The 20,074-nt window shown below is 40.8% G+C and carries 15 protein-coding genes and 1 riboswitch; of the genes, 9 read left to right on the forward strand and 6 right to left on the reverse strand.

From position 1 onward, the window contains the following. The 7 genes from BSCG_RS25910 to BSCG_RS25880 all read left to right on the forward strand — a co-directional run. Window positions 1-581: DUF5106 domain-containing protein (locus BSCG_RS25910; RefSeq protein WP_032849261.1), on the forward strand; the 581-nt coding region annotated here is incomplete at its 5' end. A 574-nt stretch (window positions 582-1,155) separates the two neighbouring features. After that, window positions 1,156-1,356: riboswitch (cobalamin riboswitch) on the forward strand. Window positions 1,357-1,539: 183 nt separating this feature from the next. Then, complete coding sequence (locus BSCG_RS25905; protein WP_004311247.1) at window positions 1,540-3,585, forward strand: TonB-dependent receptor plug domain-containing protein; 2,046 nt, start codon at window positions 1,540-1,542, stop codon at window positions 3,583-3,585. 19 nt (window positions 3,586-3,604) lie between these two features. Further along, the gene (locus BSCG_RS25900; RefSeq protein WP_008774649.1) at window positions 3,605-5,617 is read left to right on the forward strand and encodes a YncE family protein; all 2,013 of its coding nucleotides are present in this window, start codon (window positions 3,605-3,607) and stop codon (window positions 5,615-5,617) included. A gap of 49 nt (window positions 5,618-5,666) precedes the next feature. After that, window positions 5,667-6,977 carry a DUF5074 domain-containing protein gene (locus tag BSCG_RS25895; RefSeq protein ID WP_004311249.1) on the forward strand — a complete coding sequence of 437 codons (1,311 nt, stop codon included), beginning with the start codon at window positions 5,667-5,669 and terminating at the stop codon, window positions 6,975-6,977. A 218-nt stretch (window positions 6,978-7,195) separates the two neighbouring features. Continuing rightward, complete coding sequence (locus BSCG_RS25890) at window positions 7,196-8,569, forward strand: tryptophanase (protein ID WP_004326607.1); 1,374 nt, start codon at window positions 7,196-7,198, stop codon at window positions 8,567-8,569. 101 nt (window positions 8,570-8,670) lie between these two features. Beyond that, window positions 8,671-8,952, forward strand: a complete 282-nt coding sequence (locus BSCG_RS25885; protein ID WP_008774651.1) for a GNAT family N-acetyltransferase — start codon at window positions 8,671-8,673, stop codon at window positions 8,950-8,952. 8 nt (window positions 8,953-8,960) lie between these two features. Beyond that, window positions 8,961-9,185, forward strand: a complete 225-nt coding sequence (locus BSCG_RS25880; RefSeq protein WP_004300640.1) for a (4Fe-4S)-binding protein — start codon at window positions 8,961-8,963, stop codon at window positions 9,183-9,185. Window positions 9,186-9,346: 161 nt separating this feature from the next. Here the strand turns inward: BSCG_RS25880 and BSCG_RS25875 are convergent, their stop codons facing one another. From BSCG_RS25875 to mutY, 4 genes are all read right to left on the reverse strand, one after another. Then, window positions 9,347-9,979 carry a 4'-phosphopantetheinyl transferase family protein gene (locus BSCG_RS25875; protein WP_004311252.1) on the reverse strand — a complete coding sequence of 211 codons (633 nt, stop codon included), beginning with the start codon at window positions 9,977-9,979 and terminating at the stop codon, window positions 9,347-9,349. Further along, the gene (locus BSCG_RS25870) at window positions 9,957-11,312 is read right to left on the reverse strand and encodes a gliding motility-associated protein GldE (protein WP_004300642.1); all 1,356 of its coding nucleotides are present in this window, start codon (window positions 11,310-11,312) and stop codon (window positions 9,957-9,959) included. Before BSCG_RS25870 ends, BSCG_RS25875 begins: the two co-directional genes overlap by 23 nt. Window positions 11,313-11,389: 77 nt before the next feature. Continuing rightward, window positions 11,390-11,869 carry a single-stranded DNA-binding protein gene (locus BSCG_RS25865; protein ID WP_004304191.1) on the reverse strand — a complete coding sequence of 160 codons (480 nt, stop codon included), beginning with the start codon at window positions 11,867-11,869 and terminating at the stop codon, window positions 11,390-11,392. 91 nt (window positions 11,870-11,960) lie between these two features. Then, window positions 11,961-13,010: an A/G-specific adenine glycosylase gene (gene mutY, locus BSCG_RS25860; RefSeq protein ID WP_008774655.1), complete on the reverse strand. Its 1,050-nt coding sequence runs from the start codon at window positions 13,008-13,010 to the stop codon at window positions 11,961-11,963. 211 nt (window positions 13,011-13,221) lie between these two features. Between mutY and BSCG_RS25855 the strand changes: the two genes are divergently transcribed. Beyond that, complete coding sequence (locus BSCG_RS25855) at window positions 13,222-13,497, forward strand: HU family DNA-binding protein (RefSeq protein WP_004300646.1); 276 nt, start codon at window positions 13,222-13,224, stop codon at window positions 13,495-13,497. Window positions 13,498-13,780: 283 nt separating this feature from the next. Beyond that, a complete protein-coding gene (locus BSCG_RS25850; protein WP_004304193.1) occupies window positions 13,781-15,355 on the forward strand; it encodes a ribonuclease E/G in 1,575 nt (524 codons plus the stop codon). Window positions 15,356-15,396: 41 nt separating this feature from the next. Here BSCG_RS25850 and BSCG_RS25845 read toward each other — a convergent pair whose 3' ends face one another. Both BSCG_RS25845 and BSCG_RS30300 read right to left on the reverse strand, forming a co-directional pair. Further along, entirely contained in the window at window positions 15,397-16,956 is a 1,560-nt protein-coding gene (locus BSCG_RS25845) for an ATP-binding protein (RefSeq protein WP_004311256.1), read from the reverse strand. A gap of 567 nt (window positions 16,957-17,523) precedes the next feature. After that, window positions 17,524-20,074: hypothetical protein (locus BSCG_RS30300; protein WP_050428030.1), on the reverse strand; the 2,551-nt coding region annotated here is incomplete at its 5' end.

Raw genomic sequence — 20,074 nt, forward strand, 5'->3', positions numbered from 1 at the left:
CCGACCTGGCGGATAAATATTTATACGACCCCAACTCCCCCATGCGTAACGAAGAATTCTATATTCCCGTATTAGACGCCATGTTAGCTTCTCCCTTGTTAGAGGAAATTGAGAAAGTACGTCCTAAAGCCCGCCGGGAATTAGCACAGAAAAACCGTATCGGAACCAAAGCCCTGAACTTCAGCTACACATTAGCTTCCGGCGCACAAGGCTCCCTCTATCAACAGCAAGCCGACTATATCCTCCTATTCATCAACAACCCCGGCTGTCATGCCTGCACAGAAACAATAGATGCCCTGAAAAACGCACCTATCATCAACCGACTTTTGGGACAAAAGAAACTAACAGTCCTCTCTATCTACCCTGACGAAGAGTTGGACGAATGGAGAAAACACCTGAATGAATTCCCCAAAGAATGGATCAACGGATATGACAAGAAATTTGCCATCAAAGAACAACAACTATATGATTTGAAGGCTATCCCCACCCTCTACCTTTTAAACAAAGAAAAGACCGTGCTCCTAAAAGACGCCACCGCACAAGCTATCGAAGAATACTTAACTAATGTTGAACTAGAGTAAAACGATACAAAAATGAGGGTGTTCGGAGAGGGCTGTACAAAGCGCTGAAACGCCCACCAGTAAAGGGGGAAAAGCCAATGAAAACCAGTAGAGTAGAGAAGAGTAAAGAAGAGTAAGTAAAAGTATTATTTCTGTTATAAACAACAGCAATAATACTGGGCAGAGAAGATGGCTTTGGATGCTGCCGTTGTCGGTTCGGACCACTTCGTCGGTGCCGTTTCTGTTCCCGTGTCCCTCATGAACTGTTCGTCCGGCAGATAACCGACTTTTGTCTGGTAGGTTGTTGATGCTCGCCCGGTGGGTAACGGACATTCACACGGTAGGTAACGTACGTTTGTACGTTAGGTAAATTCTATATTATTTCACGGGCTACCGTTTCAATACTTGTTTGCTAAAGTATCATTTGCTTCAAAACCGCCTCTAAAATCCGCTAATTTGGTAAATTTTGTAATAAGTGACAGTCTCATTTACAAAAATACAGAAAATATCGAAGAAAACAAGTTGGTTCTTTCTCTTTCGTATCAGGACGAAAGAAAAAGAATATCCCCCAACTTGGAAAAAACAAATAAACTCCCTATCTTTGTCCCGCATTGGTTTGCGACTCCCTTACGGGGGAAGCAATTAAAAGGGAATCAGGTGTAAATCCTGAACAGTCCCGCTGCTGTAAGTTCCATGCATGTTACAAGCAATTCACTCATTGCCACTGGAGAATAATCTGGGAAGGCGTTTGTAACAGGAATAAGTCAGAAGACCTACCATGCAATTATGTTTCACTGCTTTCGAGGAAAAAGCGTTGAGTCTAATGAACCGGACAAGTCGTCTATCATTTCATTCATCACTCTAATTCAGAGAAAGTGTGTTAAAACGAATAAACTCTGCCAAGTTTATTTATGCGTGTCCGGTCGAAGGGATTTCGCCCGGACACTTTTAAATAGCAACAGACTGAAATAAGGAATAAATGAAAGAGAGAACATTTAAGAAAATGATCTTTGCAGTATTCTGCTGCCAATTCTTATCCATACCACTTTTTGCACAACAGCAAAAGGTAGATACGACACATACATATTCTATTCCTGAAATAACAGTATCAGATATCTATCAGACTCGCGAAGTACGTTCTACCGCTCCCCTGCAAGTATTCTCCAAAGACGCCCTGAAAAACCTGCACGCCCTGCAAGTATCCGACGCAGTGAAACACTTTGCCGGAGTGACCGTAAAAGACTACGGAGGTATTGGCGGACTAAAAACAGTATCCATACGAAGCCTGGGAGCACAACATACCGCTGTTGGCTATGACGGGATCACCCTAACCGATTGCCAAACGGGACAAATCGACATCGGGCGTTTCTCGCTTGATAATGTTGACCAACTCTCTTTAAGCAATGGTCAAAGTGACAACATTTTCCAGCCCGCCCGCTTCTTTGCAGCAGCAGGTATCTTGAATATCCAGACACTCACTCCCCGCTTTGAGAAAGAAAAAACAACCAATATAAGTGCATCTTTCAAAACCGGTTCATGGGGGCTGGTCAATCCCTCCATACTATTAGAACAACAATTAAACTCCAAATGGACGGTATCAGCCAATGGTGAATGGATGTCTTCCGATGGACATTATCCATATACCCTACACTATGGAGATGCAAAAGAAGATCTGACCTCTCGTGAAAAGCGAAAGAATACAGACGTGCAGACTTTTCGTGCTGAAGCGGGACTTTATGGCATTTTTTCTGATAAAGAACAGTACCGACTTAAAGCATATTATTTTCAGTCTTCCAGAGGACTACCCAAAGCCACCACTCTTTACAATGACCATTCTCTACAACAATTGTGGGATAAAAATACATTTGTACAAAGCCAATACAAAAAAGAATTCAGCCGCCAATGGGTATTCCAATCTTCTGCCAAATGGAACTGGAGTTATCAGCGTTATCTGGACCCAGACACTCCAAATTCTAAAGGTAAGACAGAAAACAGTTATTATCAACAAGAGTATTACCTCTCTGCTTCTGTCCTCTACCGGATGTTGGACAATCTTTCATTCTCTCTTTCTACAGATGGAAGCATCAATACAATGAATGCTAATCTTAATGAGTTTGCACAACCTACACGTTATTCATGGTTGACAGCTTTTGCGGGGAAGTACATGAATGATTGGCTAACAATCTCTGCATCAGCTTTAGCAACAATTATCAACGAGGATGTAAAAGAAGGGGGTAGTGCCGGCAACCATCGTAAATTAACACCGTATATAAGTGCTTCATTCAAACCATTTTATCACGAAGAATTCCGTATTCGCTTCTTTTATAAAGACATTTTCCGTTTACCTAGTTTCAATGATTTATATTATCAGGAAGTGGGAAACACTAAATTAAGACCGGAAAACGCACGACAATACAACGTAGGTCTGACATATAGCAAAAACGTATGTCCGTTCTTACCTTATTTATCTGCCACAATCGATGCATATTACAACAAGGTGACAGATAAAATCATCGCCTACCCAACTAAGAATCTTGCCGTATGGAGTATGAGAAATTTGGGTGAGGTTGAAATCAAAGGAATTGACGCCACGGGTAGTTTATCTCTTCAGCCCTGGGAAAGAATCCGTATTAATCTCTCCAGTAATTATACCTACCAACAAGCTTTGGATATAACTAATTCTGACCCCACTACCGAAGCAGGGAGGACTTACAAACATCAGATAGCTTATACTCCTCGTGTATCCGGTTCGGGACAAGCCGGCATCGAAACACCGTGGATCAACTTTTCGTATTCATTCCTCTTCTCTGGGAAACGGTATGTGCAGAATGAAAATATAGCCGAGAATAGTATGGAGGGTTATAGCGATCATAGTATTTCAATAAGTCGCAGTTTTCACATTCTAAAAACTCATACTTCAGTCAGTGTAGAAGTACTAAACATAGCCAACAAAAACTATGAGATTGTGAAAAACTTCCCCATGCCAGGGCGCTCCGTCAGAGCAACTTTAAATATAAGATATTAAGAATAAAAGCAGGTAAATTATGAATATAAGAACAAAAATATTATATATATATCAAACACTATTTTGCGCATTCCTGTCACTCTTCGTAGCTTGCGATGACTTAGAAGACAAGTCGACTTCAACAACCATAGATGGTAATATTACAGAAACCGGAACAGCCGAAATATACATATTAAGTGAGGGTTTGTTCAACTTGAACAATAGTTCATTAGCTAAATATTCATTCAAAAGCAACAAACTAGTCAAAAACTATTTTAAAGACTTGAATAAGCGTGGGCTAGGTGATACAGCCAACGACATTGCACTCTACGGAAGTAAACTGTATATTGTAGTGAATGTATCAAGTACCATTGAAGTGATTGACTTCCAAACAGGTATATCGATCAAACAAATCCCCATGTTTACGGATAATGGAAGTTCCAGACAACCACGCCATATCGCTTTCTATGAAAACAAAGCATATGTATGTTCGTTTGATGGAACAGTAGCACGTATTGATACGACTTCGCTGCAAATAGAAAGTTTCACAAAAGCCGGAAGAAATCCGGAAAACATTTGTGTTAAGAATAAGAAATTGTATGTCTCCAACTCTGGAGGATTAGACTATTCGGAAGGATTAGGGGTAGATAATACAGTCTCCGTTATCGACATCGAATCTTTCACCGAAATAAAAAAGATAGAAGTTGGTCCTAACCCCGGCTGTATTTCACCAGGACCGGACGAAGCGGTCTATGTGGCAACTTATGGAAGCAATATTGCAGACGGAGATTTTAACTTTGTGAAGATTAATAGCCAAACGGACGAAGTAGAACGCATTTATAACGAAAAAGTGATGAACTTTGCCATCGATAATAACAACATAGCCTATCTATATAATTATAATTACAATACCGAAGCATCGTCTATCAAAGTACTAAACTTAAGAACCGGAGAGACGATACGGGAGAATTTCATCACAGATGGAACTAAGATTAGTACTCCATATAGCATTAATGTCAACCCTTATAGTGGTAATGTGTATATCACAGAAGCATATAGCTATACGATAACCAGAGATGTATTATGTTTCAATACAAACGGTCAATTATTATTCAGATTAAACCGTATCGGTCTCAATCCCAACAGTGTCATATTTAGCCAAAAAGCATCGACTGGGGATAGTGACGGAGAAGAATCCGACCCGAATGCCCCCTCTGCTTTTGCCAATAAAGTATTAGACTACAATCCGGCTCCCAGTCAATATATGAATACTGTTACCACTGCTTATAAAGAGAATTATACCGCTGAAGAGGTTAGAAAATATGCAGAAGAACAATTGAAAGATACCGACCTATGCTTGATTAGTCTTGGAGCATATGGTGGTTATATCACAGTAGGATTCGATCATACCGTTCCTAATGTCCCGGGTGAATACGATCTTAAGATATATGGTAACGCATACTATGATATGTTCGGAACATTGACCGGTGCTCTCGGGGGAAGCTCTGAACCTGGTATTGTATTAGTGTCCAAAGACACTAATGGAAATGGATTAGCAGATGATGAATGGTATGAACTGGCAGGAAGTGAATATAACTCTCCTGCTACGACCAAAAATTATACAATCACATATTATCGCCCATCCTCTCCGAAAGAAGATGTTAAGTGGACTGACAATAAAGGTAATGAAGGATATGTATATCGGAATGATTACCATACAACAAATTCTTATTACCCAGCATGGATAAAGGAAGATCAAATCACATTCCACGGAAGTCGTCTGAAAGATAATACAGTGAATGAACCGCATGAAAATATGCCCGAACATTGGGTGGGTTATTGTTATGCCTGGGGATATGCCGATAATCATCCGAATGGAGAAGAACAATGTAAATTCAAAATAGACTGGGCAGTAGATAAGAACGGAAATCCTGTCGTATTAGATGGAATCGATTTTGTAAGAATCTATACGGCAGTCAACCAAAATAGTGGATGGATGGGAGAAATCTCCACAGAGCTACAGGCCGTTGAAGATTTACATTTCAAGAAATAGAAAGAAAATAAACTATGTATAATTTATTAATTCAAGAAAAATGAAGAAAATGAAATTCCTAATCAGCCAACTTTATCTGTTGGCATTATTCGCACTGCCATTTGTTTCAACATCATGTAGTGATGACGATGACAATAGCACAAAAGTAGAAATTTCCAGTTTAGGTGTAGAAGATGGAACTACTATAGTAACAGGACAAATTATTCAACTTGAAGCTCAATTAAGCAACCCACAAGGAGAAGTTCATTACTCATGGTCAACAGCTGGAAAGGAAGTCTCTACCCAAAGCACTTATACTTTTCAAAGTGATGTCACAGGAACTCACACGATAACGCTAACTGTAACAGCCAACAATGAAGCGCAGGAAAAAAGTATTAATATAATAGTCGTTAAACCACCATTCTATGTTATTAATGAAGGTCAAGGCAAAGGTTCTGTTAATAGATACAAACAGGAACAATGGCAATATAATATAGTAGAAGGACTAGGAGTAACTTCAACTGTAGGTATTATCAATAACGGTTATATGTATATCGTTAGTAAAAAAAGTCCTTTCCTTGTTAAAATGAATTTGGAAAATAACCAAATTGTAAATAAGATAGAAGACGGGTTGGACCAGAATGCACAAGGACAAAACTTTTGCATTGTTAATAATGAAACTGGTATTCTTACAACTAGTAATGGAGCATTCAAAGTTAATTTAAAGCAATTGACATTAGGTGAAAAGTTATCAGGTTTAGATGCAGTTAGTAGCGATAATGAAGATATATATAAAACAGACAAATACATATTTATTAGTAGCAAAAACACAATTAAAGTATATAATACTAATGATCTTTCCTTTAAACAAGACATAGCCTACCAAATAAAAACAGGATTCGCCCAAACCAAGGATGGCACATTATGGGGCGCAAATGGCAACAAATTAATTAAAATCAATGTAGAGACATTAGATTATGAAGAAGTTGAATTACCTAACGGACTTAGTGTTTTTTATAACCAGTGGGCCTATACTCCTACAGGATTATGTGCATCTATAACAGAGAATGCATTATATTTAGTACAAATGTTTGAAGAAGGTTACAGTGTATATGGCAAGAACATTTATAAATATAATGTAGAAACAAAAAATGCTACCCTATTCTTCTCTGCTCCTGCTGCTGATAAATCGGTATATGGAGCAGGTGTTCAAGTCGATCCCAGAAATGGAGATGTATACATTATCTATACAGAAGACGGATGGTCGACACATTATTTAAATACTAATATTTACATAGCAAATGGAGTCACTGGTACTCAAAAAGAAGTAATTGATTATACTGGTACTTATTGGTTCCCATCGACTATAGCCTTTCAATAAACATAGTACTACATTAGAAATCATCCTATAATTTTAAAGAGTCAGATATTCCCAATGGAAGTCTGACTCTTTTCATTTCTCCACCCACTATATTTTGATTTCCCACTATTTCACAAAAAGGCATCCGCATCAGCCAAACTTACAAAAAGTCATCATATATTTGTTAATCACGCATATTTTAGCTACATTCGTCGTTCAAAACTATTAAATCTACAACAATGGAATTACCTTTTGCTGAATCATGGAAAATCAAGATGGTAGAACCCATCCGGAAAAGCACACGTGAAGAGCGTGAGCAATGGATTAAAGAAGCACATTATAATGTCTTTCAACTCAAATCAGAACAAGTTTATATCGATCTCATCACCGACTCCGGCACCGGAGCGATGAGTGACCGTCAATGGGCGGGAATGATGCTAGGTGATGAAAGCTATGCCGGAGCGACCTCATTCTTCAAGTTGAAAGAGATGATTACGAAACTAACAGGATTTGAATACATCATACCAACCCATCAGGGACGTGCCGCTGAAAATGTTCTTTTCTCTTATTTGGTACATGAAGGAGACATTGTGCCCGGCAACTCACATTTTGACACCACCAAAGGGCACATCGAGGGACGTCATGCCATCGCATTAGACTGCACCGTCGATGCAGCCAAACAAACCCAACTAGAAATACCGTTTAAAGGAAATGTAGACCCTGATAAATTACAGAAAGCCCTCACAGAATACGCTGAACGGATTCCTTTTATCATCGTCACCATCACCAACAATACAGCCGGAGGACAACCCGTCTCCATGCAAAACCTGTACGAAGTACGTGCCATCGCCGACAAATATGGCAAACCTGTACTTTTCGACTCTGCACGTTTTGCCGAGAATGCCTACTTCATCAAAATGCGCGAAGAAGGTTACCGAGACAAAACGATCAAAGAAATCACACGGGAAATGTTCTCTCTTGCCGATGGCATGACAATGAGCGCCAAGAAAGACGGAATCGTCAATATGGGCGGATTTATTGCCACGCGACGTGCAGACTGGTATGAAGGCGCAAAAGGCTTCTGTGTACAATACGAAGGCTATCTCACCTACGGAGGCATGAACGGACGGGATATGAACGCCCTCGCCATCGGACTGGACGAAAACACCGAATTCGACAACCTCGAAACACGTATCAAACAAGTGGAATACCTGGCAAAGAAACTGGATGAATACGGAATCCCTTACCAACGCCCAGCCGGAGGACACGCCATCTTCATTGATGCGCCTAAAGTGCTGACACATGTTCCTCGAGAAGAATTCCCGGCACAGACGCTAACTATAGAGCTCTACCTGGAAGCCGGTATCCGTGGATGTGAAATCGGTTATATCCTTGCCGACCGTGATCCGGTGACCCATGAAAATCGCTTTAACGGCCTTGACCTACTTCGTCTCGCAATCCCCCGCAGAGTATATACCGACAATCACATGAATGTAATAGCTGCCGCCCTCAAAAATGTATATGAACGCAGAGAAAGCATCACTCATGGAGTACGTATCGCCTGGGAAGCTCCCTTAATGAGACACTTCACAGTTCAATTGGAAAGATTATAAACTTGGAGAATATTTGTTCGCGTAAAACAAAAGTGTTCCCCAAGTGTTTATATTATAATCGAACTTAATACGTAAAAATTATGGCAGAAGATTATAAATAAATAGACAAGGAAGAAAAACATCGGTATGAATTTCAGATCGATGGCAAAATAGCTGAAATAGACTATATCAAATCAAGCAATGGAGAAATATACCTTGTACATACCGAAGTACCCGCCTCATTAGGCGGCAAGGGAGTAGGCTCACAACTTGCGGAAAAAGCATTGGCAGACATCGAGCGACAAGGTCTACGCCTGGTACCGCTTTGCCCGTTTGTAGCCGGATATATTCACAAACATCCGGAATGGAAGCGAATTGTAATGCGTGGTATTCATATTAAATAAATACATATATGGGAAAAAAAATTGAATATACCAATGGTGAACTGACCATTGTGTGGCAGCCTGAATTATGTCAGCACGCCGGAATATGTGTAAAGATGCTACCCAATGTTTATCATCCCAAAGAAAGACCCTGGGTGCAGATTGAAAATGCGACAACAGAAGAATTAATTGCACAAATCGGCAAATGTCCGTCAGGAGCATTGAGCTATCGACTTAATAAAAAAGAGAAATAACCCAATAGTGAAAGACTTCGCTTGAAAGGCTTTGAATTCATAAAAATGAGATTGCTTCAAAATAAAAAAATGAGGCAGTCTCATTTTTCGTTTTAGAAAGACACTACATTCGGACAATGATAACACACCGAGAAAAGAACCTCACACATTTCCTCGTCCGTTCAATTCAATGTCCACGTCAATACAAAGTCCGGACAAATACGATAACCGACAGAATAAAGTTCTTGCTGCGCCGTAACTAACTCCTGAACCTGAAACGTCCCCTCCTCTTGAGGAATAAAATGCGTCAGCCGGAGTTTACGAAGATCAGCATCCGCATTTTCCATCCGCTTGAAAACAGCTTCCTTTGCCGACCAATGCAATAACAGCCCCCAAGTTATATCTCCCTGATAAGATTCTACTTGCTCGTCAGGACGGACATAGCGGTCGCATACCTTGTGAACCCGTTGGGCATATTGTTCAATGTCAATGCCTACCGGAACCGAAGAAGCAAGCATCACCGCCACATAACCTTTCGTATGAGAAATACTGATAAAAAAAGAATGATCTGTGAGATAAGGTTTCCCCTCGGGAGAGTAACCGATTTCCTTATCCTCCTGCAACATGGAATACAACAGAACACGAACCGACAACCATTCCATCTTACGACGTTCGGAGACAAAGCGATTCAATTCCTGCTCACAGAAAGCTCTTCGCGCACCGGGCAAAAGAAGCAATAAAGCATCCAAAGACTCTTCCATCTTCCAGACAGCCCACTGTATGCCATTCGTCTTATACTGCAGAAACGACGCCATCTTCCATTTCTTTCGGCAGAATTGTAAACTTAACTTTCAATATACGGCGACTATCCATTTCGAGCACTTCAAACTCATAATTGTGATACGTCACTTTCTCATGCAGCGCCGGGAATTCACCTTTAATTTCGAGCAACATACCTGCCAATGTATCTGCATCACCCACCACCTTTTCAAATTCGTCTTCGTCTACTTTTGCAATCTTATAGAAATCCGTCAACTGCGTTTTCGCTTCAAATATCCAGGTATGGTCATTCAAAACAACGTATGTACGCTCTTCATCATCGTATTCGTCGTGAATCTCACCTACAATCTCTTCGATAATATCCTCCATCGTTACCAGTCCGGAAGTTCCTCCAAACTCATCCACAACAATAGCAATATGAATCTTATTCGCCTGGAAGTCACGCAGCAAATCATCAATCATCTTCGTCTCCGGCACAAAATAAGCCGGACGAATCAATGACTGCCAACGGAAATTATCCCCCTTATTGACATGAGGCAGAAGGTCTTTAATATACAGCACCCCTTTAATATTGTCCCGTGAACCGGAATAGATAGGAATACGTGAATAAGCATTTTCAATGATACATTGCATCACCTCCTTGAAAGATGTACGGATATCCAGATCGACCATATCCAGACGTGATGTCATCACCTCCTTCACGGTTTCCCCACCGAAACGGATAATTCCCTCCAGAATATTATTCTCTTCAGAAAGCTCCGCTTTATCCGTCAATTCCAACGCGTGCGACAGTTCATCCACAGAAATATTGTGACTCTTCTTCACAAAATGCTTATTCAGAAAAGTTGTCGAACGCACAAGCACAGTAGCTATCGGACGGAATACCTTTTCCAGAAAGTAAATTCCCGGTGCCGAAAAACGGCAAAAGGCCAATGTTTTCTGTGCCGAATAAATCTTAGGCATAATTTCACCGAACAACAACAGGAGGAAGGTCAGGATGACGGTCAGTATCAGGAACTCTGCCAACGGAGAATGGAAAACAAACACATTCATAAAGAAGAAATTGCAGAGCATGATAATGGTCACATTCACAAAATTGTTCGTAATCAATATCGTTGCCAAGAGACGTTCGGTGTCCCCAAGAAGAGCACTTATTTTATCGTCGGAAGGATGATTGCGCTCATCAATATCATTCCGATCAGAAGGAGATAGCGAGAAAAAAGCTATTTCGGAAGCCGAAGCAAAACCGGAAGCAAGCAGGAGCACACCTGCCAGCGCTATGGCAATAATAGCAGAGATAGAAGGAGTGTTTACGGTAATACCGTTGAAAATGTCAGCCAATTGGCTTAAATAACCATCTGAGTCCAAAGAGTTTATATTTTAGTTAAACAAAAGATAATGTGCCAATGAGTTAGAAAAAATCGATTGGCACACTATCACATTATTTAGAACGGCAAATCATCTGCCGGATTATCTTGTACAGGTTGCGCCTGCGACTGCTGCGTTTGTTGCGGCTGGCCGGCAACCGGTTGTTGCTGCTGTCCCATAGCAGGCTGTCCGGAAGCAGAAGCTCCCGCACCCGGGTTGGCTCCTTTCGGAGACAACATTTCCATATTATCCACATAAATTTCGGTGATATAGCGCATAGCACCCGACTGGTCACTGTAAGAACGCGTTCTTATCTTCCCTTCCAGATACAGCTTGTCACCTTTGTGCACATATTTATCTACAATCTCCGCCAAACGGTTAGATGCAACGATATTATGCCACTCTGTTCTTTCGGGAATCTGGGTTCCATTAGCCAACGTATATCCACGATCCGTCGTAGCCAATGGGAAAGTTGCTACTGCCGAACCTGTATCGAAGTATTTCACCCGAGGATCTTGTCCTACATTTCCTACCAATATCACTCTATTTACTGACATATCTGTATCAAGTTTATGATTCTTAAAATTAAATCTGCTGCCAAAATTAAACAGAATAACAATAGGATGCAAGAATTTTAAGTATTAAAACTTAATACTTGCCATTTAGTGCTTGCAGCAGAGTTTGCACCAGCCTTGAAATAGCGTACTGCTCCAGTTCCTCCACTTTTATTTTCTGGAAATCACCGAAAGAAGTCAAATTTTCAGATAATGTTACTTCATACAGATTAGCATAAATCACCCGGTGAGACAACACATGCTTCACTTCCCTGCAAACAGAACGCACCACCGGCACTTCCCCCGATGCAAAGAATGTACGGAATTCCGGCAAAGCAAGAAACTCTTCCTCCGAAAGAGCCGTCGGAGTCTCTATCAATGGCAATTCGAACAGATTCTTCCAAATATCATTTCCTGTTCGTTTATTTATAAAGGTATACGCGCCCGCACGTACATAAATATAATTGAAGTAACGGTTGGTAGTCTTTGTTTTATGCTGTTTCACCGGAAGCTTTGTCACTAACCCCTTCGAAAGTGCCGAGCAACCGCCTGCCAAGGGACAAAACAAACAGTTGGGCGACTGCGGAGTACACTGAATCGCTCCGAAATCCATTATCCCCTGATTGTAAACAGCCGGATGCTTCTTATCCAACATCTCATCTGCCAATGCTGCAAAAAGTTTCTTTCCTTCCGTCGAATCAATCGGAGTATCTATACCGAAATAACGTGAAAGCACCCGATACACATTACCATCCACCACCGCATAAGGCATACCGTAAGCAAACGAACAGATAGCTGCCGCCGTGTACCCCCCCACTCCTTTCAGAGCCAGCACTTCCGGATATGTTTTCGGGAAAACACCATTCATGCTTTTGGCGGCAGCATGAAGATTGCGGGCACGCGAATAATACCCCAACCCCTGCCAATACTTCATCACCTCGTCCTCATCCGCAGCAGCCAAAGTCTGTACATCGGGAAAACGCTTGATAAAGCGAAGAAAATAATCATACCCCTGCGCCACCCGCGTCTGTTGAAGAATAATCTCCGAAATCCAGATCAGATACGGATCGGCAGACTCCCTCCAGGGCAGTTCACGTTTATTCTCTTCATACCACTCTACAATCGTTTTCGTAAACTCGTTCATATCCTCATTCCTAATGTATTATCTAACATTTATCTTGTATATCCTACTCAAAAGGCACACAAAAGTAACTCTTTTAGCTCTAAGAAAACCCTATGCCACTATTTTTTTAGAAAAATGTGCAGAATATATTTTTTTAGGAGCTTAAAAAGCTATATATTTGCAGTCCAAAAAATTAGCAATAACATAGTAATAATATTTTTTTTAAGGAAAAATGACTAAAGCAGATATTGTAAACGAGATTACAAAGAAAACTGGGATTGATAAGCAGACAGTTCTTACAACAGTTGAGGCATTTATGGATGCAGTAAAGGATTCACTGTCTAACGATGAGAACGTATACCTGCGTGGGTTTGGTAGTTTCGTAGTAAAGAAAAGAGCACAGAAAACTGCTCGTAACATTTCTAAAAACACTACGATCATTATTCCGGAGCACAACATTCCGGCTTTCAAACCGGCTAAGACATTTACAATTTCAGTAAAGAAATAATAAACAAGAGTATTAACCCATAAAATGTGAAGCTATGCCAAGCGGAAAAAAGAAAAAAAGACATAAAATGTCTACGCACAAGCGTAAAAAAAGACTAAGAAAGAACAGACATAAAAGCAAAAAATAATTTTTAAGTCTGGATCACACAGAAATAAAGAACAAACTTGCGAAGCTAATGTCTTTCAAGTTTGTTCTTTGTTTAAGTAGCTAACCCAAAATGAACAATTTGTCAAAAAAGTTGTTCATATAAACGAGATTCAATCAATAATAAAGAAACAAAACAGTGACAAATGAACTAGTAGTTGACGTACAGCCCAAAGAGGTCTCCATCGCCCTTCTCGAAGATAAGAGCCTGGTGGAACTTCAAAGCGAAGGAAGAAATATTTCTTTCTCTGTGGGCAATATGTATTTGGGACGTATCAAGAAATTGATGCCCGGACTAAATGCATGCTTTGTAGACGTCGGTTACGAGAAAGACGCTTTCCTTCATTATTTAGACTTGGGTCCTCAATTTAACTCACTCGAAAAGTTTGTAAAGCAGACTTTAAGCGACAAAAAGAAGCTGACCTCCATCAGCAAAGCAACCCTGCTTCCCGACCTTGACAAGGATGGAACTGTATCCAACACCCTCAAAGTAGGACAAGAAGTAGTGGTGCAAATCGTTAAGGAACCGATCTCCACTAAGGGACCGCGACTGACGTCCGAAATTTCGTTTGCCGGACGCTATCTCGTACTGATCCCTTTCAATGATAAGGTTTCTGTTTCACAAAAGATTAAATCGAGCGAAGAGCGCGCCCGCCTTAAACAACTGCTGATGAGCATCAAGCCTAAAAACTTTGGTGTCATTGTCCGCACGGTAGCCGAAGGCAAACGCGTAGCCGAACTCGACGGAGAGCTTAAAGTTTTGGTTAAGCATTGGGAAGATGCGATGGTAAAAGTACAAAAAGCCACCAAGTACCCGACGTTGATTTATGAAGAAACCAGCCGCGCCGTAGGTTTGTTGCGCGACCTCTTCAACCCATCATTTGAGAATATTCACGTCAACGACGAGGCTGTGTACAATGAAATTAGGGATTACGTATCACTGATTGCGCCCGACCGGGCTAATATCGTGAAACTGTACAAAGGCCAACTTCCCATTTACGACAATTTCGGTATCACCAAGCAGATTAAATCATCGTTTGGTAAAACAGTCTCTTACAAGAGTGGTGCCTATCTGATTATTGAGCACACTGAGGCGCTTCACGTAGTAGACGTGAACAGCGGTAATCGCACCAAGAATGCCAACGGGCAGGAAGGTAACGCACTCGAAGTAAATCTGGGAGCCGCCGACGAGCTGGCCCGCCAACTGCGATTAAGAGACATGGGTGGTATCATTGTCGTGGACTTCATCGATATGAATGAAGCCGAAAACCGTCAAAAGCTTTATGAACGAATGTGTGCCAATATGCAGAAAGACAGGGCACGGCATAATATTCTGCCGCTTAGCAAATTCGGGCTAATGCAGATTACACGCCAACGTGTGCGTCCGGCAATGGACGTCAACACGACCGAAACCTGCCCTACTTGCTTCGGCAAAGGCACTATCAAGTCGTCCATTCTTTTTACGGACACTTTGGAGAGTAAAATTGATTACCTGGTCAATAAACTGAAGGTTAAGAAATTCTCGTTACACGTCCATCCGTATGTTGCCGCTTATATCAATCAGGGACTCGTTTCTCTGAAACGGAAGTGGCAAATGAAATACGGATTCGGTATCAAGATTATTCCAAGTCAAAAACTCGCATTTCTGCAATATGTGTTCTATGATACACATGGAGAAGAAATCGATATGAAGGAAGAAATCGAAATCAAATAGACAGAAAAGGCGGCCCGGTCAAAACGAGTCGCCTTTTTGTTTTATCTATTTTCTTCAACTATCCATTTTTCAATATTACGGGTTTCCGCACTGAAATTTACTCCTATTTTAAAGAGTTTCCGTTCATCCATCTCGAAAGGAAGAGCGTAATGCTTGTCATTTATCTGCTGTAATGCTTCTTCTGCCGTACCGTTCAGTTTAAATTCCATGATATAGATGAATTTGTCTGTCTGCAAGACAAGGTCGATGCGCCCTTCGCTTGTATGATATTCCACTTTGGTATAGAAGCCGACTAGTTTAAAAACAATGAAAAGCACGTTCTCGTAATGCAATTCCTGATCGCGAATCACTTCGTAGGTGGTATCAGCAAAGAAACTTTGTAAACGACGGAAGAAAGAGCTGTAATCGCCGGAACGTACTTCACGAACAAATTTCTGAATTTCAAACGGAGATTCTACCTTATTTACATTCGCATAATAAGGAAGCAGGAAACGGACAAATCCTTCTTCTACTTCACGATTCGGGAAACCTAACCGATACATTCCAAATTCTTCATCATACCCTTTAATAGTGAGATAACCACTCTGATAAATCACCGGAATGGGATTAGTAGATTCAGAGTCTATGCTATTCAATACTTGGGCGTCGGTTTCTTCATGCGTCATCCGCTCCAAGTCATAATGATGTTTTTGCAGCAATTTCACCAGATAGGTCGGTGTGCCCGTTTCAAACCAATAGCTGCCAAATTCTCTATACTTAAAAGCATTGAGCAAACTAAACGGATTGTACATGCCGATTGAATTGTGTGTAAAGTGATAGCCGTCATAACATTCTTTCAATTCTGCACAGAGTTTATCATACGTCACACCGCGTACGTCCGCAAATTCATGAAGCTCGGCATCCAAAGTATCATGAAGTTCCTGATCGCTAACCCCACAGATTTCAACATAATCTTTTCGCATGGATATATCGTCCAAGTTGTTCAAGTCACTAAACACACTGACTTTGCCAAACTTTGTCACACCGGTAAGGAATGCAAACTTGATGCAACCGTCCATTGTTTTAAGCGCTCCATAAAAAGGCTTTAATGTATTCCGAAATTGCTTTTGTAATTCCTCATTACCGATGGCTTGCAACATGGGTTTATCATATTCATCGACAAGAATAACCACACGTTGCCCCGCCAACTTACAGGCGCGCTCTATAATACCGGCAAAACGCAAAGAAAACGAACGTTCGGACGGCTCGGCACCATATAGTTTTTCCCATGCTGTCAGCGATTTATCAAGTATATTATCCAGACTTTCGGATGTATCATATTTCTCGATATTAAGGTCCAGATGCAGTATAGGATATTTTATCCAGTCCTTTTCCAGTTTTTCCACAGCCAGCCCTTCAAACAGTTCTTTCTTTCCTTGAAAATAGGCCTCTAAGGTGGAGACGAGCAGACTCTTTCCGAAACGGCGCGGACGACTCAAGAAGTAATAACTTCCAGTCTTTACCATTTGATACATCAGTGCTGTCTTATCAATATAGAAATAACCGTCATTACGAATTTTTTCGAAATTCTGAATGCCGATCGGATAAATTTTATGGCTCATATTCTCTTCTTTTATTAATCAATGCCTTTCTTGCAAAGATATATATTTTTAATAGAACTCTTTGTCATAGCAGGTTAAAAGATTCTTTTCAATCATTCATTCTGCACATTTCCCCGGAAACTTAGGGACGATAAAATAAGGGGATGATGACTGCACAAAATTACGAAAAGCCCGGACTTTCGCAAGCTCGGGCTTTCTGTATCTTGGGGACATCTCCTTTACCTATAGGGAAATGGGTGACTAGCAATTTGATTCTAGTACAACAAAAAAGACGTTCCAAGAGTAAAGATAAAAGGGATGCCAGTGGGAAATGTGGGGAGGCATCCCTTTTCTAATAGAAGAATAAAGATAGAAGGATGGACTTTCACAAGCTGTGTCTCTTCGCTTTGTCACTTCTCAACATATAATCTTCACACTTCGGTGAAGAAGGGTTTCATATTTATGGAGAGAGCGCACTTCAACAAGCACGGGCTCTCCTATTATGTTATATCATTCTAGAGATAGCTCCCACCTCTGCCAGAGGCAAATATAGAGGAACTATCTAATAGAACATTAAAGGATTTCAAATTAATCCGCAAAGAGAGCAGTAGGGAATGTTACTGTCTTCACCACAGGTGCAGGAGATGTTGCGCTCCAGCTGATTGAAGGAGTAATAGTAACCGTCACTACCAAATCTTGCACAAGACCCTTCAAGGCCTTACCAACTGTTGTTAATTTCAGTTTCTTATTAGCATCAAACTCGAAGTTAACTTTATCACTTAGTTCTACCTTAATAGAATATCCATAAAGAGCAAGAACATCGTCAGCGGTAGTCAAAACACTAGTGTCATAAGTTTCACCATTTGCAGTCGGCCACATATTCTTACCTTTTCTGTCTTTCCATACAATGTCACCCAGTACATCAATCTCTGCATCTATGGTTTCAGCTGTATACGCTGTTGTGATACCTTTTTTAGCGTCCGTTGCACCAAATGTTGATGTAAGCAGTTTTGATAATGAGATAAATTTCACCTTTTGGTTAGCAATTGAAGCAGGTTCAGCAGCATCGTTAGGTTGACAATTTACATTTACGGTCAATGCCATATTGTCTTTAGCGTGATCCATGTCTACTGTGAATTTACCGTTAGATTCACTTCCTACAGGATCTTCACCATTCTTGTCTATAGCATACGTAATATTGTTGTATATACCTGCATTAACTCCTTCAGTAATAGCGCTCCATGTAGTAAAGATTGAGCCCATTTCTCTTTCGAGGCTGATGCTCTGAATCTTATCACCATTCTTAGTTTCATTAATCAGAAGAGATACCTCGTCATCTTCAGTCCACATACCTGAAGTTTTTGTAAATACAGGCATCTTATAGTCAACAGTTACCGGCATTTTGAATATAATTTGCTTCGTTGCGTCGACGTCAACTGTCAATACGACTTCCATAGTACCCTTGCATGCAGCGGCTACTGTCAGTTTCAGGTTATCATATTTAGTATCACCAGAAGCACCAATACCACTGAACTTCACTTTGTCTCCATCGTTAACCGTAGCAGTTGAGCTAGCAAGTTTAGCAGCTGTAATAGCGTCTTTGATTGCCTTAATATTAGCTGCTGACACAACAATGTCGGATTTTTCTGATTTATTCCAAACTACCGTCTGTGCTGCCAAAGATTTTGTTTCTATTTGCTTAAAGGTGACAGTCAGTTTAGCCGGAGCAGAGGAGCCACCGACGCTAGAATAATCAATGCCCTCATGAGCTTCTCCATCAAAAGGAATACCATTTGTAGTTATATAGCAGACTTCAACCTTTGCTTCTTGCCCTTTGGTAGAAGTGATGGTTTGTTTGCCGGCCTCGTTCGTTCCCAATGTTACACCTTCAGGAGCATCGGCTGCCAACTTATAATAATATGCATAGACTGTACTCAAATCCATAGGAGTGGTGGTAGCTGCAGCTGCCAAGTCATCCAAAACCTGTACCTCACCAACTTTTGCGGACACTGCTGCATCTACCAGTTTAGTAGCACTTGTAACTGCTTCTGGTTTGATTTTAACATCATAAGCAGAGATTATTTCATTGTTCCATGCGTCTTTTGTACAGAATGCGTATGCTTCATCGGCAGGAAGGGCATTCTCCAGATTCAAACCATCTTTTAGTGTAACAGTAAGGTCGTAAACACCACGATTCACTTTAGCTTCGGTAGCACGTGTCAATGGTTTTGCAGTTTTATTTTGTTCGATCTTAGAGATAACAAAATTAGCTTCATTTTGAGAATTCATCAAATAGATTTGATATTTGCTATCAGTAAAGTCAGGACCTACCGGATTAATCAACGCATTCAACACGCCGGAATTAGTTATTAACAGGTCATTTTTCTTAAATTCTTTTTTCTCATCACCCATACCAAAAGTGAAATCAGCTTTGCATTGAGCATAACTTAATTTAAGTTCCTTTGTTCCGCCTGTAGTGATTTTACCATTATTAATATTCACTCCTTCAATGCTACTAATCAAAGCTGCAGTAGGCAAAATACTTGTTAATTCAGTTCCAGTAGTTTTATCTTTTACATGTAGAGTGAAGCTAGGTAATCCCTCATTCTGTACAGCATAAACAGTGGCTGACGAATAATCACCTTTTACCCATTTATTTGTAACGTCATCATAAAAATACCAATAATCTTTTTCAAATTCACCTGTTCCATCGCCAATAAAAGGAGATTTTCCGGCAGGACCGGCAGGACCAACAGGACCTTCAGGACCAACAGGACCTTCGGGGCCAACAGGACCTTCGGGGCCAACAGGACCTTCGGGGCCAACAGGACCTTCGGGACCAACAGGACCTTCGGGGCCAACAGGACCAGTAGCACCGGTCTCACCCTTTTCACCTCGTGCCGGTTTCCCAGTATCAGCACCGTCTATAAACCAGTTTCCATTTTCTCCAATTTCAACGACAGATCCATCTTTACCATTCACAATAGAATATTTATTTCCATTGTTGAAAGTAATTTCAAATCCACCAGTGATACTTTTAATGTCTGTTACCCAATTACCTGCATTCACTTTTGCTTGCAGTTCAGCAAGACCTGCCGCATTGGCATCAATCTGCGTTTGCAGATTGTCGATGTCATCA

The organism is Bacteroides sp. 2_2_4 (genome assembly GCF_000157055.1).
Lineage (GTDB): Bacteria > Bacteroidota > Bacteroidia > Bacteroidales > Bacteroidaceae > Bacteroides > Bacteroides ovatus.